Source organism: Vibrio antiquarius (assembly GCF_000024825.1).
In the GTDB taxonomy this organism is placed as follows: Bacteria; Pseudomonadota; Gammaproteobacteria; order Enterobacterales; family Vibrionaceae; genus Vibrio; species Vibrio diabolicus.
Genome location: NC_013456.1, coordinates 1,020,161 through 1,041,982, shown reverse-complemented (window position 1 = coordinate 1,041,982; position 21,822 = coordinate 1,020,161). Strand labels below are relative to the sequence as shown.

At 44.7% G+C, this 21,822-nt stretch carries 21 protein-coding genes; 10 read left to right on the top strand and 11 right to left on the bottom strand.

Features of this window, described 5'->3' with window-relative positions:
• Positions 1-169: 169 nt before the first annotated feature.
• The 4 genes from aceF to ampD all read right to left on the bottom strand — a co-directional run bounded on the left by aceF (position 170) and on the right by ampD (position 6,521).
• Positions 170-2,065, bottom strand: coding sequence for a pyruvate dehydrogenase complex dihydrolipoyllysine-residue acetyltransferase (gene aceF, locus VEA_RS05045; RefSeq protein WP_006743170.1), 1,896 nt, complete (start codon positions 2,063-2,065; stop codon positions 170-172).
• Between the two features lie 19 nt (positions 2,066-2,084).
• Entirely contained in the window at positions 2,085-4,748 is a 2,664-nt protein-coding gene (gene aceE, locus VEA_RS05040) for a pyruvate dehydrogenase (acetyl-transferring), homodimeric type (RefSeq protein WP_005396679.1), read from the bottom strand.
• A gap of 48 nt (positions 4,749-4,796) precedes the next feature.
• Entirely contained in the window at positions 4,797-5,564 is a 768-nt protein-coding gene (gene pdhR / locus VEA_RS05035; protein ID WP_005396680.1) for a pyruvate dehydrogenase complex transcriptional repressor PdhR, read from the bottom strand.
• A gap of 405 nt (positions 5,565-5,969) precedes the next feature.
• Entirely contained in the window at positions 5,970-6,521 is a 552-nt protein-coding gene (ampD, locus tag VEA_RS05030; RefSeq protein WP_012841421.1) for a 1,6-anhydro-N-acetylmuramyl-L-alanine amidase AmpD, read from the bottom strand.
• 92 nt (positions 6,522-6,613) lie between these two features.
• On the opposite strand from ampD, the gene nadC reads away from it, so the two are divergent.
• The 8 genes from nadC to yacG all read left to right on the top strand — a co-directional run bounded on the left by nadC (position 6,614) and on the right by yacG (position 13,833).
• On the top strand, positions 6,614-7,501 hold the full coding sequence (gene nadC / locus VEA_RS05025; RefSeq protein WP_012841420.1) for a carboxylating nicotinate-nucleotide diphosphorylase: 888 nt from the start codon (positions 6,614-6,616) through the stop codon (positions 7,499-7,501).
• A gap of 261 nt (positions 7,502-7,762) precedes the next feature.
• Positions 7,763-8,236 carry a pilin gene (locus VEA_RS05020; protein WP_012841419.1) on the top strand — a complete coding sequence of 158 codons (474 nt, stop codon included), beginning with the start codon at positions 7,763-7,765 and terminating at the stop codon, positions 8,234-8,236.
• Positions 8,237-8,241: 5 nt separating this feature from the next.
• Entirely contained in the window at positions 8,242-9,927 is a 1,686-nt protein-coding gene (pilB, locus tag VEA_RS05015; protein WP_006743172.1) for a type IV-A pilus assembly ATPase PilB, read from the top strand.
• 23 nt (positions 9,928-9,950) lie between these two features.
• Positions 9,951-11,174: a type II secretion system F family protein gene (locus VEA_RS05010; protein ID WP_006743173.1), complete on the top strand. Its 1,224-nt coding sequence runs from the start codon at positions 9,951-9,953 to the stop codon at positions 11,172-11,174.
• A 64-nt stretch (positions 11,175-11,238) separates the two neighbouring features.
• Positions 11,239-12,108, top strand: coding sequence for a prepilin peptidase (locus VEA_RS05005; RefSeq protein WP_012841418.1), 870 nt, complete (start codon positions 11,239-11,241; stop codon positions 12,106-12,108).
• Positions 12,109-12,723, top strand: coding sequence for a dephospho-CoA kinase (gene coaE / locus VEA_RS05000; RefSeq protein ID WP_012841417.1), 615 nt, complete (start codon positions 12,109-12,111; stop codon positions 12,721-12,723).
• Positions 12,724-12,750: 27 nt separating this feature from the next.
• Positions 12,751-13,491 carry a cell division protein ZapD gene (gene zapD, locus VEA_RS04995; protein WP_012841416.1) on the top strand — a complete coding sequence of 247 codons (741 nt, stop codon included), beginning with the start codon at positions 12,751-12,753 and terminating at the stop codon, positions 13,489-13,491.
• 147 nt (positions 13,492-13,638) lie between these two features.
• On the top strand, positions 13,639-13,833 hold the full coding sequence (yacG, locus tag VEA_RS04990; protein WP_005396692.1) for a DNA gyrase inhibitor YacG: 195 nt from the start codon (positions 13,639-13,641) through the stop codon (positions 13,831-13,833).
• Between the two features lie 668 nt (positions 13,834-14,501).
• On the opposite strand, the gene rplS is transcribed toward yacG, so the two are convergent.
• From rplS to ffh, 5 genes are all read right to left on the bottom strand, one after another.
• Positions 14,502-14,855 carry a 50S ribosomal protein L19 gene (gene rplS, locus VEA_RS04985; protein ID WP_005379971.1) on the bottom strand — a complete coding sequence of 118 codons (354 nt, stop codon included), beginning with the start codon at positions 14,853-14,855 and terminating at the stop codon, positions 14,502-14,504.
• Between the two features lie 41 nt (positions 14,856-14,896).
• Entirely contained in the window at positions 14,897-15,640 is a 744-nt protein-coding gene (gene trmD / locus VEA_RS04980; RefSeq protein ID WP_005425529.1) for a tRNA (guanosine(37)-N1)-methyltransferase TrmD, read from the bottom strand.
• 27 nt (positions 15,641-15,667) lie between these two features.
• Positions 15,668-16,216, bottom strand: a complete 549-nt coding sequence (gene rimM, locus VEA_RS04975; protein WP_005379964.1) for a ribosome maturation factor RimM — start codon at positions 16,214-16,216, stop codon at positions 15,668-15,670.
• A gap of 29 nt (positions 16,217-16,245) precedes the next feature.
• Positions 16,246-16,494, bottom strand: coding sequence for a 30S ribosomal protein S16 (gene rpsP, locus VEA_RS04970; protein WP_005379962.1), 249 nt, complete (start codon positions 16,492-16,494; stop codon positions 16,246-16,248).
• 209 nt (positions 16,495-16,703) lie between these two features.
• On the bottom strand, positions 16,704-18,086 hold the full coding sequence (ffh, locus tag VEA_RS04965; protein ID WP_005385423.1) for a signal recognition particle protein: 1,383 nt from the start codon (positions 18,084-18,086) through the stop codon (positions 16,704-16,706).
• A 224-nt stretch (positions 18,087-18,310) separates the two neighbouring features.
• Between ffh and VEA_RS04960 the strand changes: the two genes are divergently transcribed.
• Positions 18,311-19,105: a cytochrome C assembly family protein gene (locus tag VEA_RS04960; protein ID WP_005396694.1), complete on the top strand. Its 795-nt coding sequence runs from the start codon at positions 18,311-18,313 to the stop codon at positions 19,103-19,105.
• 124 nt (positions 19,106-19,229) lie between these two features.
• Complete coding sequence (locus VEA_RS04955; RefSeq protein ID WP_005396696.1) at positions 19,230-20,498, top strand: HlyC/CorC family transporter; 1,269 nt, start codon at positions 19,230-19,232, stop codon at positions 20,496-20,498.
• 103 nt (positions 20,499-20,601) lie between these two features.
• Here VEA_RS04955 and luxS read toward each other — a convergent pair whose 3' ends face one another.
• The gene (gene luxS, locus VEA_RS04950) at positions 20,602-21,120 is read right to left on the bottom strand and encodes an S-ribosylhomocysteine lyase (protein ID WP_005396698.1); all 519 of its coding nucleotides are present in this window, start codon (positions 21,118-21,120) and stop codon (positions 20,602-20,604) included.
• A gap of 84 nt (positions 21,121-21,204) precedes the next feature.
• Entirely contained in the window at positions 21,205-21,771 is a 567-nt protein-coding gene (locus VEA_RS04945; RefSeq protein WP_012841415.1) for a transglycosylase SLT domain-containing protein, read from the bottom strand.
• Positions 21,772-21,822: the final 51 nt, after the last annotated feature.

Genomic DNA, 21,822 nt, shown 5'->3' with positions numbered 1-21,822 from the left:
ACAGTTTACAGAGATGTTAATGGTGTGAAAAGTAAATCAATTTAGCCTGTGAGCTAGACAACAATTCGATTGTGAAAACCCTGAACGAAGCAAGGCTGATAACCAAATTGTCGGTAATTATGATTAGCAGAGGCGGCTAAGTTGCCGCCTCTCATTCATCTAATTTCTATTACAGAACTAGACGACGAATGTCAGATAGACATGAGTTTAGGTAAGTGATGAAGCGCGCACCTTCAGCACCATCGATCACACGGTGGTCGTATGATAGAGATAGTGGAAGTTGTAGACGCGGTTCGAACTCTTTACCGTTCCATACCGGTTTCATTTCTGACTTAGACACACCTAGGATACCAACTTCTGGCGCGTTTACGATTGGAGTAAACGCCGTACCGCCGATACCGCCTAGGCTAGAGATAGTGAAACAGCCACCTTGCATGTCAGCCGCAGTTAGCTTACCAGCACGTGCTTTCTTAGAAACAGCCATTAGCTCTTCAGATAGCTCGTAGATGCCTTTCTTGTTCACATCTTTAAATACAGGAACAACTAGACCGTTTGGTGTATCTACCGCAATACCAACATTCACGTATTTCTTCAGAATTAGGCTCTCACCGTCTTCTGATAGAGAAGAGTTGAACGCTGGGAACGCTTCAAGCGCTTTAGCTACCGCTTTCATGATGAACACTAGTGGCGTGATCTTCATGCCAGTGTCTTTCTTCGCTTCAATCGCGTTTTGCTCTTTACGGAATGCTTCAAGAGCCGTGATGTCTGCGTTATCCCACTGTGTAACGTGCGGGATCATTACCCAGTTACGGTGTAGGTTTGCACCAGAGATCTTCTTAATGCGAGATAGCGGTTGAACTTCTGTCTCACCAAACTTGCTGAAGTCCACTTTTGGCCATGGTAGTAGACCAAGAGCCGCGCCGTCGCCTTTACCAGATGCTGCTGCACCTGCGCCAGACTCAAGACGCTTAAGTGCATCTTTCACGTAAGCTTGAACGTCTTCTTTTAGGATACGGCTCTTACGACCAGAACCTTTAACCTTAGAAAGGTTAACGCCAAATTCACGTGCTAGACGACGAACAACTGGAGACGCGTGAGCGTACTCATCGTTTTCTTTGAAATCGCCAGTCGCTGCTGGAGCTGCTGCCGCTGGAGCTTCTGCTTTAGGAGCCGGAGCCGCAGGTGCTGCTGCTTGAGCTGGAGCCGCTGCAGGAGCTGGAGCTGCGCCCGCCACTTCGAATACCATGATTAGTGAGCCAGTAGACACTTTGTCGCCAGCTGCAATCTTGATTTCTTTCACTGTACCAGCGAATGGTGCAGGAACTTCCATAGAAGCTTTGTCACCTTCAACAGTGATTAGAGATTGCTCTTCTTCCACTGTGTCGCCAACGGCAACCATGATCTCAGTAACTTCAACTTCGTCGCCGCCGATATCTGGAACGTTCACTTCTTTTGCCGCAGACGCTGCTGGAGCTGCTGTCGCAGGAGCTTCAGCTGCCGCTGGTGCCACTGGAGCGCCTGAACCTGCTGTTTCGAATACCATGATAAGTGAGCCAGTCGATACTTTATCGCCAGCTGCAACTTTGATCTCTTTTAGCGTACCTGCGAATGGCGCTGGAACTTCCATAGAAGCTTTGTCGCCTTCAACAGTTAGAAGAGATTGCTCTTCTTCGATGCTGTCGCCAACGGCAACCATGATTTCAGTAACTTCAACTTCATCACCACCGATGTCTGGTACGTGAACTTCTTTTAGTTCTGCTGCCGCTGCTGCTGGAGCTGGAGCTGCTGCTGGAGCTGCTTCTGCCGCAGGAGCAGGTGCAGCGTCAGCTGCACCCTCGGCTTCGAAAATCATGATTAGAGAACCAGTAGAAACCTTGTCGCCTTCTGCAACTTTGATTTCTTTAACGATACCCGCTTGAGAAGCAGGAACTTCCATAGAAGCTTTATCGCCTTCAACTGTGATCAGAGACTGCTCTTCTTCAACCTTGTCGCCAACGCTTACAAGAATCTCAGTAACTTCAACCTCATCCGCACCGATGTCTGGTACATTAATTTCGATTGCCATTTCTTATCTACCTTCTTAATTAAGCGTATAGCGGGTTTGTTTTCTCTGTGTCGATGTCGAATTTCTTAATTGCTTCTGCAACTACAGATTTCTCAACTTCGCCACGTTTCGCTAGTTCAGTTAGCGCTGCTACTACTACGTAACCTGCGTTCACTTCGAAGTGACGACGTAGGTTTTCACGGCTGTCTGAACGACCAAAGCCATCAGTACCAAGAACTTTGAAAGACTCAGCAGGAATGTATGCACGAACCTGCTCTGCGTAGTTCTTCATGTAGTCAGTTGCTGCGATAGCAGGTTCCGTACCCATTACTGTTTGGATGTAAGGTACTTTCGCTTCCGCTTCTGGGTGAAGCATGTTGAAACGCTCTGCATCTTGACCATCACGAGTTAGTTCGTTGAATGACGTTACAGAGTAAACATCAGAAGCAACACCGTAATCTTCGCTTAGGATTTGAGCTGCTTTACGTACTTCATTCATGATAGTACCAGAGCTCATTAGCTGAACTTTAGCTTTGTCGCCCGTGTAAGTTTCTAGCTTGTAGATACCTTTGCGGATGCCTTCTTCAGCGCCTTCTGGCATTGCTGGCATTGCGTAGTTTTCGTTCATTAGCGTTAGGTAGTAGAACACGTTTTCTTGTTCTGGACCGTACATGCGACGGATACCGTCTTGCATGATTACTGCTACTTCGTACGCGAATGTTGGGTCGTAAGAAATACAGTTAGGAACCGTACCCGCCAAAATGTGCGAGTGACCGTCTTCGTGCTGTAGACCTTCACCGTTCAACGTTGTACGACCCGCAGTTGCACCTAGTAGGAAACCACGTGCTTGTTGGTCACCAGCCATCCACGCCATGTCGCCAACACGTTGGAAGCCGAACATTGAGTAGTAAATGTAGAACGGAATCATTGGTAGGTCGTTTGTCGAGTATGAAGTCGCTGCAGCAACCCATGAAGACATAGCACCTAGCTCGTTGATACCTTCTTGTAGAACCTGACCTGAAGTCGCTTCTTTGTAGTAAGAAACAACGCCACGGTCTTCTGGTGTGTAAGTTTGGCCGTGCGGGTTGTAGATACCGATTTGACGGAACAGACCTTCCATACCGAATGTACGCGCTTCGTCAGCAATGATAGGAACGATGTTCTTACCAATGTTCTTGTTCTTAAGTAGAACGTTTAGTGCACGTACGAATGCCATAGTAGAAGAGATATCACGCTTCTGTTCTTCTAGTAGTGGCTTGAATTCTTCTAGCTCAGGAACGATGAATTCTTGAGTGAATTTTGGTAGACGCTGTGGTGTGTAGCCGTGTAGCGCTTTACGACGAGCGTGTAGGTATTCGTACTCTTTTGAACCTTCTTCAAGTTTCAGGTACGGAAGCTCTTTCACTGCTTCGTCAGTTAGGATGTCTTGAAGACCTAGACGATCACGTAGGTGTAGTACGTGAGTCATGTCCATCTTCTTAACTTGGTGCGCGATGTTCTTACCTTCAGCCGCTTCACCCATGCCGTAACCTTTAACAGTCTTAGCTAGGATTACTGTTGGACGACCTTTAGTTTCTGCCGCGTTTTTGTATGCCGCGTATAGCTTAGAAGACTCGTGACCACCACGCTTAAGTGCGAAGATTTCGTCATCAGTCATGTCAGCAACAAGTGCCGCTGTCTCTGGATATTTACCAAAGAAGTGCTCACGTACGTACGCGCCATCTTTAGATTTGAATGTTTGGTAGTCGCCATCGATCGTTTCGTTCATAAGCTGTAGAAGCTTACCAGAAGTATCTTTAGCTAGTAGTGAATCCCAGTTGTTACCCCAGATTACCTTCACTACGTTCCAACCAGCACCTTTGAACAGACCTTCAAGTTCTTGAATGATCTTACCGTTACCCATTACAGGGCCATCTAGACGCTGTAGGTTACAGTTGATTAGGAAACATAGGTTGTCTAGTTTCTCACGCGCAGCGAAAGAGATAGCACCACGTGATTCTGGCTCATCCATCTCACCGTCACCTAGGAACGCGTAAACGCGCTGCTCTGAAGTATCTTTAAGACCACGGCCTTCTAGGTACTTAAGGAAACGAGCTTGGTAGATAGAAGCGATTGGACCTAGGCCCATCGATACTGTCGGGAACTGCCAGAATTCAGGCATCAGTTTAGGGTGCGGGTATGAAGGAATACCTTTGCCGTCTACTTCTTGACGGAAGTTGTCTAGCTGCTCTTCAGTTAGACGACCTTCAACGAATGCACGTGAGTAGATACCTGGTGAAATGTGACCTTGGTAGTAAACTAGGTCGCCACCGTCCTTCTCGTTTGGCGCACGGAAGAAGTGGTTGAAACATGTCTCGTAGAACGCAGCAGAAGACTGGAAAGACGCCATGTGGCCGCCTAGCTCTAGGTCTTTCTTAGATGCACGTAGAACGATCATGATAGCGTTCCAACGAATAATTGAGCGAATACGACGCTCAAGTGTTGTGTCACCTGGGTATGCTGGTTCTTGGTCTGCAGGAATCGTGTTGATGTAGTTAGTTGTGATACCTGTTGGCATATCAACACCGTCTAGACGTGCTTTATCTAGAACTTGCTCTAATAGGAATTGAGCACGCTCTAGACCTTCTTCACGTACAACTGACTCAAGCGCTTGTAGCCATTCTTGAGTTTCCAGTGCATCTACGTCATGCTTCATATCAGACATGGCGATCTATCCTTCTGTTGGTTGGATCTACTTATTTAAGTAACGCTCTTACGAGTCATTACCCTGCTGAATTCGACGTAGAGAACGCTCTCGTCGAGACTCTTCTCGAGTCAAATCCAACAATGTTTCTTCGATGTAAGCCAAGTGCGAGTGGGACATTTCTCGCGCCTTTTCAGGCTGACCAGAAACAATCGCATCCACGATATTGGCTCGGTGTTTACTGACTTTCTCGACCGCTTCTGGGCGGCGACGTAGTAATTTAAAATTTTGTAGAATATTTTGCTCAAGCAAAGGTGCTAAGCTTCGAACAATGTGCAACAAAACCACGTTGTGCGCGGCTTCTGTCAAAGCGATCAAAAATTGCATCACTTCCGCAGATTCAGCTTCGATATCGTTGTTTGCTTGCTCTTGGCTAATGCGCTCAAGGCAACCTTGAATACGCGCAAAATCTTCTTCGGTACCACGTAAAGCTGCAAAGTAAGCTGAAATTCCTTCCATTGCATGACGAGACTCAAGCACATCAAGCTGGGTTTCAGAATGACTAGACAACAAATTCAACAAGGGATCTGAAAAGCTCTTCCAGATATTCTCACTTACGAATGTTCCGCCACCTTGGCGACGAGTTAACAAACGCTTCGCTTCTAAGCGTTGAATGGCTTCTCGGACTGAAGGACGAGACACATCGAACTGTCTTGCCAGTTCACGCTCTGGAGGCAGTTGTTGCCCCGGAGACAATGTTCCTTCCACTATCAACCTTTCTAACTCTTGTTCTATAACATCAGAGAGTTTTGGCTGACGAATCCTTTGATAAGCCATAATTTATTGTTCTTCTACTCTTGCAGGTAATTGGTAATACCAATTTTAAGTTGGTGCAGAAATTAACATAATTAAAACGCCACTGTCCAGCCGAAAATTGACCTAAATCATAGAACGAGCTTACTTCCAACACTCTGATAACAATCGACTGTTAAAACAGCAATAGAATTGGTATGACCAATTACATAAAGCATACAAATGGGAAGTCGACGTGCTAGCAATTTTGGAAAAGAAATACAGAAAATGACAAAATTATCAGTCTATTTCTTCACCAAAACGGCGTATACGAGCGTAAAAATGTAGTTAACTTTTAACAATCATTAATATTTCTGGTATCAAAAAAAGGCATACCTGATCGTATGCCTTATTTATTTCGCTTTTTTGAATTTACACTTTCGCTACAAATCAACGCTGTATAAGCTGTCTATATTTCACCCAATCAAAGCTTAGACCAGGATCGCTTTTTCTCAAGGGCGCAATATATTGATGACCGGTAATTCGTGGCAGGGTGATGTGGGGATAAGACTGCATAATCACCTCAGTGATCTCTGCAAGTGATTGATATTGCGCATCTGTGTAGGCAGTAAATTCTGTCCCTTCAAGCTCGATACCAATGGAATAGTCATTACAACGCTCCCTGCCCGCGAAACTGGATTGACCGGCATGCCATGCTCTATCGAGAAAAGAAACAAATTGAACAACCTCGCCGTTTCTCTTAATCAAGCAATGTGCAGAAACGCCCATTTTGTGAATAACTTCAAAAAATGGATGTGCGTTTGGGTCTAGCTTGCCAGTGAAGAAGTCCTCTATATATGGTCCACCAAACTGCCCAGGAGGCAAACTGATGTTGTGTACCACCAGCAGAGAGATGTCGTTTATATCAGAGCGGGCATCAAAAAATGGTGACGGAACATGCTTTGCCTGTGTCAGCCAGCCATTCTCGATAATTGGGCGCATATCAACCTCTCTTCTTTGCAAATTAACTGCTGAAATTATTGACACCGGAGAGTATCATCCGTTGCCATCTCCCTTTCAAGACAAGATTTGCGATGAAGAACACACACAACATTCAAAAACGCCTAGAATACCTTAAACAACAACTCCCTTTAGAGATCACTCGCTCTGTCGCTGATACCTTAAAAGAAGATCTAGGTGGCAGTGTCGACGTAGATAACGACATTACTGCATCTTTGATCCCTGCCGAGGCAGTTAATACCGCAACGATTATTACTCGCGAGCATGGTGTGTTCTGTGGTCAAGCATGGGCTGATGAAGTTTTTAAACAGCTCGGTGGTAAGGTCAGCATTGAATGGCACGTAAAGGACGGCGATAAAGTCGAACCTAACCAAACCCTTTGTACGCTGACAGGCCCTGCTCGTGACTTGTTAACTGGTGAGCGTAACGCAATGAACTTCATCCAAACGCTGTCTGGCTGCGCAACAGTTACCGCAGAGTACGCTGAAAAAATCGCGCATACTGAGTGTCGTCTACTAGACACACGCAAAACCATTCCTGGTCTGCGTAGCGCACTAAAATACGCCGTGACGTGCGGTGGTGGCTTTAACCATCGCATCGGTGTGTTCGACGCTTACCTTATTAAAGAAAACCACATTATTGCTTGTGGTGGCATCACTCAAGCCATCCAAAAAGCGAAAGAGCTTAACCCTGGCAAACCGGTAGAAGTAGAAACGGAAAGCTTAGAAGAGTTGAAACAAGCGATAGACGCTGGTGCCGACATCATCATGCTCGATAACTTCACGAAAGAAATGATGCGTGAAGCCGTAGCGATTAATGCAGGTCGTGCCGCTTTAGAAAACTCCGGCAATATTACGCTAGAGACCATCGCAGAATACGCAGAAACCGGTGTCGATTACATTTCGGTAGGCGCGTTGACTAAGCATCTAAAAGCGATGGATCTTTCGATGCGCTTCAAATAACAAAAGCAACAAATCTCAAATTACTTCAAATAACTCAGTGGGTTGTGAGTAATTCATCATTAAAAAGGGCCAATTGGCCCTTTCTTTTTATCCACTAAAAAATAGTACTACTCGCAAAACTCTGCATGCGATATGCAACTTTTCACCAAAGAGTTTTATCTCACTCGAGAGCCCATCTCTTCCCCATTTTCAACCCACCTTAACTCTCCATAATCTTTCGCTAATGCAAGAGCATTATTAATTTTTAGGAAAGGGTTAAAAATGAAAAACAGTAAACAAAAAAAACAACAGGGTTTTACTCTGATTGAATTAATGATTGTGGTGGCGATTATTGGCATCTTATCTGCTTTCGCAGTTCCTGCTTACCAAAATTATACTAAGAAAGCGACATTGTCAGAATTTCCAAAAGCAGCTGCGGCAGCCAAATTAGCAGTAGAATTATGTGCCCATGAGAATGCCTCAAATGAAACAACATTTATTAGTGAATGTGTAAAGGAAGAAAATGGAATTCCCGCTAAATTCGTTTTGAATAATATAGAAATTAGCGTTGTTAAAGCCACAGATGCTAGCGTTTCTGGTGCGATAGCAGTTATTGCCGCAGCTGATAAAGTTAAGGGACCTATTGCTAAAGGCGAGCAATATATCATGGCTGCATCATATAAAACTCAAGGCTTAGAGTGGGGGGCTTCATGTAAAGCTGGCGGTAAAGCACAAACAGACTACTGCCCAAACTAACTTAAATGTTGACCAACCTATCCACGGCTCTTCGCCAAAAAGGGTTACTGACCTTTTCCCAAGAAGAATCGTTAATAGAGCAAGTCAAAGCTTCTGGCATTTCGATGCCAGAGGCTTTACTCAGTTCTGGATTATTGACATCAAGCGAACTCGCTGAGCACTTAAGTTCTCTCTTTAGTTTGAGTCAGCCCGAGTTATCTCAGTATGAGTACGCTTCGCTTTGTCAACAACTCGGTCTACGTGAATTAATCACTCGACATAACGCACTCCCACTCCAGCGTACGCCTTCAACTTTGTTATTAGCCGTTGCCGACCCGACGAACCAACAAACAGAAGATGACTTTCGTTTTGCGACAGGGTTACAGGTTGAACTAGTCTTGGCGGATTTTCGTCAACTCAGCGCGGCAATTCGACGCTTGTATGGTCGTTCATTGAGTCATGAGAAGTCTGGATTAAAAGAGATCAACCAAGAAGAGTTAGCCAATCTGGTTGACGTGGGCGCAGATGAAATCGATAACATTGAAGACTTGAGCCAAGATGAGTCTCCTGTTAGCCGTTACATAAACCAAATTCTGTTGGACGCTGTGCGCAAAGGCGCATCCGATATCCACTTTGAACCTTATGAAAAGATGTACCGCGTTCGCCTACGCTGTGATGGCATCTTAATTGAAACACAGCAGCCACCAAGCCACTTAAGTCGCCGCTTATCCGCTCGTATCAAAATCCTCTCTAAGCTTGATATTGCAGAGCGACGTTTACCACAAGATGGGCGTATTAAGCTCAAGTTGAATCAAGACACCGCGATTGATATGCGTGTATCCACGCTACCGACTCTATTCGGAGAGAAAATTGTATTACGACTGCTCGACAGCAGCTCTGCGTCACTGGATATCGACAAGCTTGGTTATAGCGAACAACAAAAACAATTGTACTTGGATGCGCTGCGTCGCCCACAAGGCATGATTCTGATGACAGGCCCTACCGGGAGCGGAAAAACCGTTTCTCTGTACACTGGGCTGAGTATTCTCAATAAGCCAGAAATCAACATTTCCACAGCAGAAGATCCGGTAGAAATTAACTTATCGGGCATTAACCAAGTACAAGTACAACCCAAGATCGGCTTTGGCTTCGCAGAGGCATTGCGCTCTTTTCTTCGTCAAGACCCCGATGTGGTAATGGTCGGTGAGATTCGTGACTTAGACACTGCGGAAATCGCCATAAAAGCATCGCAAACCGGTCACTTAGTACTTTCAACCTTACATACCAATTCTGCGGCTGAAACGGTGATTCGTTTATCAAACATGGGAGTAGAAAGCTTTAACTTGGCCTCCTCTCTTAGTTTGATTATTGCCCAGCGCTTAGCCCGTAAACTGTGCTCGGTCTGCAAGCAACCACAAGAGCTTACCGTTCAGTTGCAACATCTCGGTATTCAAGCAAGCGACAACATTTTTAAAGCCAATCCCGACGGATGCAATGAATGTACTCATGGTTACTCCGGCCGAACGGGGATTTATGAAGTGATGCGCTTTGATGAATTTCTTTCCGAAGCGCTTATTAAAGGCGCGTCGGTACATGAACTAGAAAAACTCGCCATCGCAAATGGTATGAGCACGTTACAAATGTCGGGCATAGAAAAACTCAAACAAGGGATCACAAGTTTTAGTGAACTACAGCGCGTACTTTATTTTTAATCCTTTAATCAGCAGTCACCTCTATGAAAAGCACTACACCACAACTTAAAAACTTCCGCTGGAAAGGCATCAACAGTTCTGGCAAAAAGACGTCTGGACAAACCCTCGCGATGACAGAAATTGAAGTACGCGAGCGTCTAGACGCACAGCACATCAAGATCAAGAAGTTAAAGAAAAGCAGTATCTCGTTTCTCACTAAACTCAGCCATCGCGTAAAAGGCAGAGACATCACGGTGTTTACCCGTCAAATTTCGACGATGTTGATAACCGGTGTACCCTTAGTTCAGGCTTTAAAATTGGTCTCAGAAAACCATAAAAAAGCAGAGATGAAATCCATTTTGATGAGCGTGACACGCGCCGTTGAGGCAGGTACACCCATGTCAAAAGCCATGCGCACTGCAAGTGAACACTTTGACCCACTCTATACCGACCTTATCGCAACAGGTGAGCAATCCGGTAACTTAGCGGAAGTATTCGAGCGCTTAGCCACCTACCGAGAAAAAAATGAGCAGCTTCGTGCGAAAGTGATCAAAGCACTGATTTACCCAGCGATGGTAGTGCTAGTAGCGTTAGGCGTGTCGTTTATCATGCTCACCAAAGTCATTCCCGAGTTTGAAAAAATGTTTGTTGGTTTTGGTGCTGACTTACCTTGGTTTACCAGGCAAGTATTAGATCTTTCCGCCTGGACACAAAACTGGAGTCCGTTTATCGCACTAGGCTCCATTAGTTTATTCATCTCGGCGAGAGTCCTCTCTAAGCGTTCAGATTCTTTTCGCTTAATGCTCAACCGCTCTGTGCTTAAATTTCCTGTTCTGGGCCCTGTATTATCAAAAGCCGCTATCGCCAAATTTAGTCGAACACTCGCCACAAGCTTTACAGCGGGTATTCCAATTCTAACCAGTTTAAAAACCACATCAAAAACCTCAGGAAACTTACACTATCAACTCGCCATAGAAGAAGTTTACCGTGATACCGCCGCAGGTATGCCAATGTATGTTGCCATGCGTAACTGTAATGTGTTCCCTGAATTAGTGTTACAAATGGTCATGATCGGTGAAGAGTCTGGTCGACTTGACGATATGCTCAATAAAGTTGCAACGATCTACGAGTTTGAAGTCGATAACACCGTCGACAACCTTAGTAAAATTCTAGAGCCGCTAATTATCGTTTTTTTAGGCATCGTTGTTGGCGGATTAGTGACAGCAATGTACTTGCCAATCTTTAACTTAATGAGTGTATTGGGCTAGAATGAGCTGTTAACTCCTTTAAAACAGCATCTTGCTGATTTCACTCATCGCTCAAGAGACAAATATGGAAGTATTCCAGTACTACCCTTGGCTATTCGTTGTGTTTGCCACCATCTTCGGTCTTATCGTGGGTAGCTTCCTCAACGTGGTTATTTATCGACTACCTAAAATCATGGAACTAGAATGGCGACGCGAATGTGCCGAGTCATTTCCTGAATACAAAATAGAACCTCCTAAAGAAGTGCTGACCTTGAGCGTCCCACGCTCCTCCTGTCAGAAGTGCGCAACGCCGATACGTATTCGAGACAACATCCCTGTGATTAGCTGGCTGCTTTTAAAAGGCAAATGCCACAACTGTCAGACAGCTATTAGCGCACGCTATCCACTGATTGAACTGCTCACTGCGTTCTGCTCAGGCTTTGTCGCTTACCACTTTGGTTTTAGTTACTTTACCGTTGCGCTACTCTTTTTCACTTTTATCTTAATCGCCGCAACATTTATCGATCTCGATACTATGTTGCTACCAGACCAATTAACATTACCATTAACTTGGGCTGGCATTGCCTTAGCATTAGTCGAAATAAGTCCTGTTACTCTACAAGATTCTGTCATTGGTGCTATTGCTGGTTACCTATGTCTCTGGTCCGTTTACTGGGGCTTTAAGCTACTTACTGGTAAAGAAGGAATGGGATATGGTGATTTTAAATTACTAGCAGCACTAGGGGCTTGGCTGGGCTGGCAGTCACTGCCGATGATCATTCTACTTTCTTCTGTGGTTGGCATCGTATTTGGCATCATTCAACTACGCTTGCAAAAACAGGGAATTGAAAAAGCTTTCCCTTTCGGTCCTTACTTAGCAATTGCTGGTTGGATAAGCTTAATTTGGGGCGACCAGATTTTAAACTGGTACTTTACTTCAGTTTTAGGAGTGTAAATGGCTTTGGTTATTGGTTTAACAGGTGGCATCGCTAGCGGTAAAACAACCGTCGCGAATCTGTTCAAACAACAATTTAAAATCGATATCGTCGATGCCGACATTGTAGCAAGAGAAGTTGTCGAGCCAGGCACTCCCGGCCTAAACGCGATTATTGAACATTTTGGTCACGATATCGTTCGTGAAGACCAAACTTTAGATCGCGCAAAGCTGAGAGAGAAAATCTTTTCAAACTCAGATGAAAAAGCATGGCTCAACGCACTGTTGCACCCGATAATTCGTGAAAAGATGATCGAAGATTTGCAGCAAGTCACCTCAGATTATGCGTTACTTGTGGTGCCGTTGCTCGTAGAAAACAAGCTAGACAGTTTGTGTGATCGAGTTCTTGTCGTCGATGTAGAACCGAATACGCAGATATCTCGCACGATGAAACGAGACAATGTGAGTGAAGAACAAGCACGCGCTATCCTTGCCTCTCAAGCATCAAGAGAGCAAAGACTCGCGCTTGCAGACGATGTGGTTAAGAATAATCCAAGTGACCCAGATCTTTTGCTTCAAATCACAGATTTGCACGAAAAGTACCTAGCCATGTGTAAGAAAAATCTGCGAAAATAGGAACGAAACTCACAAAGGCTTATGTCGATGACCACGCACAAATTTGAACATCCGTTAAATGAGAAAACTCGTATTTATCTAAGAGTGGAGTCTCTGCTGCGTCAGGCTCACTTGGCCTCTGGGTTTAGCGAAAATCACCAGTACCAACTGTTTTTCCGTGCGTTATTCGATATGGTTGAAATCTTCGAACAGATCCAGCTGAAAAGTGAACTGGCCAAAGATTTAGAGAAACAACGACTGTCGTACCGCCATTGGCTAAATGTTGATGGCGTCGATCAAGACGCATTAAATACCCTACTACAAGAGATAGATGTCGTTCATAGCCAACTGATGGGTGCAGAGCGTTTTGGTCAAGCACTAAAAGAAGATCGCTTCTTAAGCTCTATCCGCCAACGCTTTAATCTACCGGGTGGTTCATGCTGTTTTGATTTGCCAGCGTTACATTACTGGCTTCACCTACCCATTGAACGTAAAAAGCATGATGCACAGCAGTGGCAAGTAAGCTTAAAGCCCTTATCTGATGCGCTTTCGCTATGGTTGAAACTCACCAGAGAGACCGGACATTTCAAAGCTCAAATCGGTCGTGCGGGTTTCTTCCAAAGTGACGCTGATGAAGCTAATATTCTAAGACTTCACATCCCAATGGAATATGGCGTTTATCCTATGATTTCTGGCCATAAAAACCGCTTTGCGATAAAGTTTATGTCGTTTGAAAACGGTCAAGCGTGCACACAAGATATTGAGTTTGAACTTGCTGTGTGCAGCTAAGACTCACCCCCACAATCTAAAATTCAACGCTTTATTGTGCGTATATTGGATAAAATTTCGTAGCAGCAATAGCGCGTTGAATAAGCCATCTTGAATTCATTTAGGTATACTACCCTTTAACACCAATTAGTAATGGGACGCTCAACTATGTCTAAAATTACCATCGTTCAATGCCCACAATGTGGCGCCGACGTAGAATGGGGAGAACAAAGTCCTCATCGCCCTTTCTGCAGTAAACAATGCCAAATGATTGATTTTGGTGAATGGGCAGATGAAGAAAACACCATCCCAGGCGCCCCCGATATGTCCGACAGTGATGGCTGGTCTGAAGACCAGTATTAATTGAGGCACTAGGGTAAAGGAATATCCTAGGCTCCTTCTTGGGGAGTCTGAATCACGCTCTTTCGTCGCTGTCCAGAGTGACGAATTTTAACCGCGGAGCCCTGTAATCTTTGGTCATCATTTGCCGTCATTCCGAGGAGCCATAGCGACATCAGGAATCTACTCACAGCAAGGATGAAGCTAACAACTTAAACACATGCATTTTCGACTAGTAGATTCTAAATCACGCTCCTTCGTCGCTGTCCAGAATGACGAATTTGTAACCGCAGAGCCCTGTAATCTTTGGTCATCATTTGCCATCATTCCGAGGAACCATAGCGACATCAGGAATCCACTCACAGTAAGGACACTTCTGAAGTTGACGACTTAAACACTAGTGCTTTCGGCTAGTAGATTCTGAATCCCGCTACTTCTTCGCTATCCAGAATGATGAATTTTAACCATTGCGGTCTGCAATCGGTATTCATTCACCCCTTTTCAACTCTGACTATTTTGATGACCTAGCAAAGCTATTTTTATTCGAGCAAGGCAGAGGCGCGGAGTATATGCCAGTGCATGAGCATCGGCAGTTCAGGTCGGATGAAAAGAAAACGAGCAAGCTAATTACACAAATAAAAAAACGGAGCCCTAAAAGGACTCCGTTTAAGATGAGAACGCTAGTTATAGCATTACTTCTTAGCAAGTTTCTCTTTGATACGAGCAGACTTACCAGAACGCTCACGTAGGTAGTACAACTTGGCACGACGTACTGCACCACGGCGTTTAACTTCGATGCTATCAACGATTGGAGAGTGTGTTTGGAACGTACGCTCAACACCTTCACCGTTAGAGATTTTACGTACAGTGAAAGCAGAGTGTAGACCACGGTTACGGATTGCGATTACAACGCCTTCGAAAGCCTGTAGACGCTCACGGTCACCTTCTTTTACCTTAACTTGAACTACAACAGTGTCACCTGGTGCAAATTTAGGTAGGTCTGATTTCATTTGCTCTTCTTCAAGAGCTTTGATGATGTTACTCATTTTTTAAATTCCTAGAATAAACTGATACTAAATAAATTAGGTTACTTTGCGTTATGTTCACTAATGAACTCAGCAAGTAATTGTTCCTGTTCGTCAGTCAGAGCTAGGTTTTCCAGGAGCTCTGGTCTTCTTAGCCAAGTTCGGCCCAGCGACTGTTTTAGTCGCCATTGACGAATGTCCTTGTGATTGCCTGACATCAGTACCGCTGGTACCTCTTTGTCATCCAATACTTCTGGACGCGTATAGTGAGGGCAATCTAACAAGCCATTTGCAAAAGAGTCTTCTTCTGCTGACGCGAAATCCCCTAGTACACCCGGAACAAACCGAGAGACAGAGTCGATTAACGTCATGGCTGGTATCTCACCACCCGTCATCACAAAATCACCAATCGACCATTCTTCGTCGACTTCAGATTGAATGATGCGCTCATCTACCCCTTCATAACGACCACAAATCAGAAGCAAGTTCTCATTCGTTGCCAGTTCTTCCACTCCTTTCTGGTCGAGCTTGCGACCTTGAGGAGAAAGGTAGATGACTTTCGTCTTGCCCGGTGAGGCTGCTTTCGCGGTATGAATGGCATCGCGCAAAGGCTGAACCATCATTAACATACCAGGGCCACCACCGTAAGGTCGGTCATCGACAGTGCGATGTTTGTCGTGAGTAAAATCTCTAGGATTCCAAGTCTCAATCGACAAAAGACCTTTTTTAACCGCTTGACCTGTTACTCCAAAATCAGTAACAGAACGGAACATTTCTGGAAAAAGGCTAATAACGCCAACCCACATGTTTATCTCGCTCTGTAATTTTGGAGATTAGAATCCAGGATCCCAGTCAACTTCGATCCGTTGAGCTTCGCGATCAACATTAATGATCACTTGCTCTTCAAGGAACGGGATTAATCGTTCCTTCTGCCCGAAAGCATCTTTAAGATTTGCTTTAACAACCAGAACATCGTTTGAGCCAGTTTCTAGCATGTCAGTAACGACACCTAGATCGTAACCTTTAGTGGTTACAACTTGCATCCCAAACAATTCGCGCCAGTAGAACTCATCTTCTGACAATTCAGGAAGTACCGCAGGGTCAATAGCAATTTCAAAGTTCGTCATTAGATGCGCGTCTTCACGAACATCCATGCCTTCCAGCTTAGCCACCATACCTTTGTTATGGCGCTTCCAGCTTTCTACTTTGTACTCAACCCACTTGCCCTTTTGGTTAATATACCAAGGGCTGTAATCGAAAATGCTTTCAGCATTGTCTGTGTAGGAAAAAACCTTAAGCCAACCTCGAATGCCGTAAGTAGCACCAAACTTGCCTACAACAATCTTTTCGTTGCTCATTGTTTCTTTACCTTTCATCGACATAAACTAGTTTCTACTTTTCAAGTAAAAAATTAAGCCGCTTTTTGAGCGTCTTTAACTAGCTTAGCAACGCGGTCAGATACAGACGCGCCTTGACCAACCCAGTGGTTAACGCGGTCTAGGTCTAGACGTAGACCTTCTTCTTGACCTTTAGCAGTTGGGTTGAAGAAACCAACTTTCTCGATGAAACGGCCAGTTGCAGCGTTGCGGCTGTCCGCTACTACGATTTGATAAAATGGACGCTTTTTAGCGCCGTGACGTGCCAAACGAATGGTTACCATGTCGTCCTCTTTGCTTTCTCAAAAATAAAATTAACCCCAAAAACCATTCAAGAAATTAAACAGTTTGGGGTCTCGTGCCAAAATAAAGCTCCGGAATTTTACTCTTCTCCCGGAGCAATGCAAGGAGTTTAGTTACTTTTTCACCAACATAAATTGAATTTAAAGTTTGTGACGTACCTAACACCCTGAATCTATACGCGATCGATTAATTAACGACCAAATGGGTTAAAGCCACCGCCTCCACCCATGCCGCCCATCATGCCTTGCATGTTGCGCATCATGCCTTTCATGCCACCTTTTTGCATCTTTTTCATCATCTTCTGCATTTGGGTGAACTGTTTTAGTAAGCGGTTTACGTCTTGAACCTGCACACCAGAACCAGCCGCAATACGCTTCTTGCGCGAGCCTTTGATAATCTCTGGGCGTTGACGTTCTTTCATTGTCATGGAGCTGATGATCGCTTCCATCTGTTTGAACATCTTGTCATCGACTTTGTCTTTCACATTGTCTGGTAGCTGAGACATGCCAGGAAGCTTATCCATCATGCCCATCATGCCGCCCATGTTTTGCATCTGGCCTAGCTGTTCACGGAAATCTTCAAGGTCGAAACCTTTCTTCTCTTTGAACTTCTTCGCCAGCTTTTCTGCTTTTTCTTGGTCAACGTTGCGTTGTAGGTCTTCAATTAAAGACAGAACGTCACCCATACCAAGAATACGTGAAGCAACACGATCTGGATGGAACGGTTCTAGCGCGTCAGTTTTTTCACCGACACCCAAGAATTTGATTGGTTTGCCCGTTACATGGCGTACTGACAGTGCCGCACCACCACGAGCATCACCATCAACTTTAGTTAGAACCACACCAGTAAGAGGTAGCGCATCGCCAAAGGCTTTTGCTGTATTTGCTGCATCTTGACCCGTCATAGCGTCAACAACAAATAGCGTTTCTACTGGGTTGATAGCTGCGTGAAGATCTTTGATCTCCCCCATCATCTCTTCATCAATCGCCAAGCGACCTGCGGTATCGACAATCAATACGTCGTAGAATTTTTTCTTCGCATGGTCAATCGCTGCATTGGCGATATCAATAGGCTTCTGATCTGGTGATGAAGGGAAGAAGTCAACACCGATGTCTGATGCCAGCGTTTCAAGCTGCTTGATTGCCGCAGGGCGGTAAACGTCGGCAGACACAACCAAGACTTTCTTCTTGTCACGTTCTTTTAAAAGCTTAGATAGCTTACCTACCGATGTGGTTTTACCCGCACCTTGTAGACCCGCCATAAGAAGCACAGCAGGTGGTTGAGCGGCAAGGTTTAGCGCCTCATTCGACTCACCCATTACGGCTTCAAGTTCTGTTTGAACGATCTTGATAAATTCCTGACCTGGAGTCAGAGATTTAGAAACTTCTACACCTACCGCTTTTTCTTTAACGCGGTTAACAAATTCACGAACAACCGGAAGCGCAACGTCAGCTTCAAGTAAGGCCATTCGTACTTCACGTAGGGTCTCTTTAATGTTGTCTTCGGTCAGACGACCTTTGCCACTGATATTTTTCAGCGTTTTGGATAATCGATCCGTTAAATTCTCAAACATCTTTGTCTCTTCGCTAAAATGGCGATTAATTAGTGTGAGTATACATTAGCCAAGGTCTGAGTCATACCCGTACCGCTGCTCTATTCTTGTCTCTATTTCTATATGGTGCGGTAACTTATTAATTTCAATATCTCATCTCTCACGATTGATGTCGGATATAACGTAGCCCCAAAGTGTAATGCAAGGTATAATTTCCTCATTGTGCACAATAATATTTAGGATTCATGGATAGCTTAATAGCCATCGCGGCCGCCATACTTTATGTTTTGGCGATTGCGACCATCATACCCGGACTCTCACAGCAGTCAGGAATCAAAGCAAAAACAGTGTTTGCTAGTGCTGCCTGTGCGCTTGTTTTTCATGCGTGGATTTTGAGTGATCTGATTTTTGATGGTTCAGGTCAAAACCTTAGTATTCTAAACGTAGCCTCTTTGATCAGTTTTATTATTTCTCTGGTCATGAGCCTTGCTATGTTGAAAAATCGGTTGTGGTTTTTATTGCCTGTCGTTTATAGCTTTGCTGCCATCAATTTATCTGCTGCCACATTTTTGCCAAGCACGTTTATCAAGCACCTAGAGAATGACCCTAAGCTACTCATTCATATTTCTTTTGCGCTGTTCTCATACGCAACTTTAACTATCGGTGCACTCTACGCACTTCAGCTGGCTTGGTTAGATCACAAACTGAAAACAAAAAAATCTTTGGCGATTAACCCAAACCTGCCGCCTTTATTAATGGTAGAGCGTCAGCTATTCAAAATTATTTTGATCGGTAATTTATTGTTAACTGGCACGCTCATTACTGGCTTTGTCTTTGTGCAGGATATGTTTGCTCAAGGTAAAGCGCATAAAGGCATTCTTTCTTTCATCGCTTGGATTGTGTACTCAATACTGCTTTGGGGTCATTATCAAAAAGGTTGGCGTGGTAGAAAAGTTACTTGGTTCGCTGTCGCAGGGGCAACGCTGTTAACTCTGGCGTATTTTGGCAGTCGCTTTGTGAAAGAAATCATCTTGAATTAAGGAGCTCTAGGGCTCCTATCCTTTATATTTTAGGCTAGATAAAATACAGTACGCCTTAACCCTTTGACTTAACGGACTTACTCAACCGTTATATAACCCAATACTTACAAGGAACAGCAACGTTTTGGACGACATCTCTACGGGTATCTTGTTTGCGCTACTCGCGTGTCTTATCGTCATATCAGGTTACTTTTCCGGCTCAGAAACAGGGATGATGTCTCTGAACCGTTATCGCTTAAAGCACTTAGCCAAAAATGGGCATAAAGGCGCTAAGCGAGTCGAAAGGCTATTAGACCGTCCAGATCGTTTGATTGGTCTTATTCTTATCGGCAACAACCTCGTTAATATTCTCGCGTCCGCCATCGCGACCATTATTGGTATGCGTTTGTATGGTGATTTAGGTGTCGCTATCGCAACCGGTGCACTGACTATGGTTGTATTGGTTTTTGCTGAAGTTACCCCAAAAACAATTGCAGCGCTGTACCCTGAACGCGTGTCTTACGCGAGCAGTATCCTACTGACCATATTGATGAAGTTACTATCGCCTTTGGTGATGCTCGTTAACTTTATTACGAATGGCTTTATTCGTTTACTTGGCGTAAAAGCGGATCACTCAGTAGAAGACCATCTTAGTTCCGATGAGCTGCGTACCGTAGTAAACGAAGCTGGCGGCTTGATCCCTCGCCGACACCAAGACATGTTGGTGTCTATTTTGGATCTTGAGCACGTCACTGTGAACGACATCATGGTGCCACGTAATGAGATTACCGGTATCGATATTAATGATGACTGGAAATCCATCGTTCGTCAGCTTACCCACTCACCACATGGACGCATTGTTTTTTATCGTGACCAAATTGATGAAGTGGTTGGCATGCTGCGCCTGCGTGAAGCTTACCGCCTGATGCTGGAAAAAAACGAGTTCAATAAAGAGACGCTATTACGTGCTGCGGATGAAGTCTATTACATCCCGGAAGGTACGCCACTGAACGTGCAAATGTTAAAGTTCCAACGCAACAAACAGCGTATTGGTCTGATTGTTGATGAGTATGGCGACATTATTGGCTTGGTGACATTGGAAGATATTCTGGAAGAGATCATTGGCGAATTCACGACCTCGATTTCTCCAAGCCTTTCTGATGAAATCAGTCCTCAAGGTGACGGAAGCTTCCTCATTGAAGGCAGCACCAATATCCGAGATATCAATAAAGGCCTGAAATGGGATTTACCAACGGATGGCCCAAGAACGTTAAACGGTCTTATTTTAGAGCACCTGGAAGATATTCCAGAGAGCCATTTAAGCGTGAGAGTGGCGGGTCATCCAATGGAGCTTGTTGAGATTGAAGAAAACCGCATCAAGCTCGTTCGTGTTTATCCTAAAAAGAAAAAATAGCCCCTATCTACAACTCACGATAAGAAATAAAAAGAAAAGAGCCTGATCATGTCAGGCTCTTTTTAGTTCTGGATAAATATGCTTCTTGATAAGTTTTTAGCAACTAGTCGATGCGCAGCTCTTTTAGCATCGATTCAGGCAAAGCAAGTTCATCATTTTTGTTCACCGATACACCAGCATCCAAAATGCTCTTCGCGATTTGTTGTGCTTCTTCTAAAGAGTGCATCGCTGCCGTACCACATTGGTATTCGTTGAGTTCAGGGATCTTGTTCTGGCTTTCTACCTTTAGTACGTCTTCCATGGCCGCAATCCAAGCATCCGCTACTTGCTGCTCTGATGGAGTGCCAATCAGGCTCATGTAAAAGCCCGTGCGGCAACCCATAGGCGAAATATCGATGATCTCAACAGAATCGCTGTTTAGATGATTGCGCATAAAGCCTGCATAAAGGTGCTCTAGTGTATGAATACCTTTTTCAGAAAGGATGTCTTTGTTTGGCGCGGTAAAGCGTAAATCGAAGACAGTAATCGTGTCCCCTTTTGGGGTCTGCATGGTCTTCGCCACTCGCACTGCCGGTGCATTCATGCGAGTGTGGTCCACGGTAAAACTATCGAGTAAAGGCATTACATCTCTCCTGATTGTAACTCCAATACCTCTCGGTACTGGATAAATGTCATTCATCCCTACAGCACATAAACAGGCTGTAGGTTAAAAGAACCAGCTGCTGTTGTCTTCCAATTCCTGACGACATTGCTTCAGCTGCCAGCCATAAGTTTTTGCAGTTTGTTCAACACGTCGAGCGACTTTGAGCAAGCTGGGCTTTCGCTTATAAGTACCTCGCTTGTACCCACCTCGACCTTCATGATAAGCCAGATATTGACTGTATGGGTCCCATAACGAAATCCCTAGTTGGCGCCTCGTTTCGTGAGTATACCAACCGACAAACATCATTGAATCATCAAAGTTGGTACGAGAACCGCCCTGACCCGTCGCATCTTGGAAATCTTCCCAAGCAGGATCTTGAGCTTGAGCGTAACCATACGCACTGCTGACTCGTCCCCAAGGGATAAATCCCAATAAATAGTCTTTGGGTGGTTTCGCATCGTGCCGAAAGCTGCTTTCTTGTTTAATGATAGCCATAGCGACATGAATGGGGGTTCCCCACTTTTCTTCCATATCTTTGGCATCATCATACCAGCCGGATTTCTCTCGAAATATCTCACATAAATTATTCTGCTGCTTTGGCGGTGCCGTGGCACAACCTGCAAGTAACATGCTTCCGAGTACCGATACTACTAACGGTTTAATGTTCAATCCCACCCAACC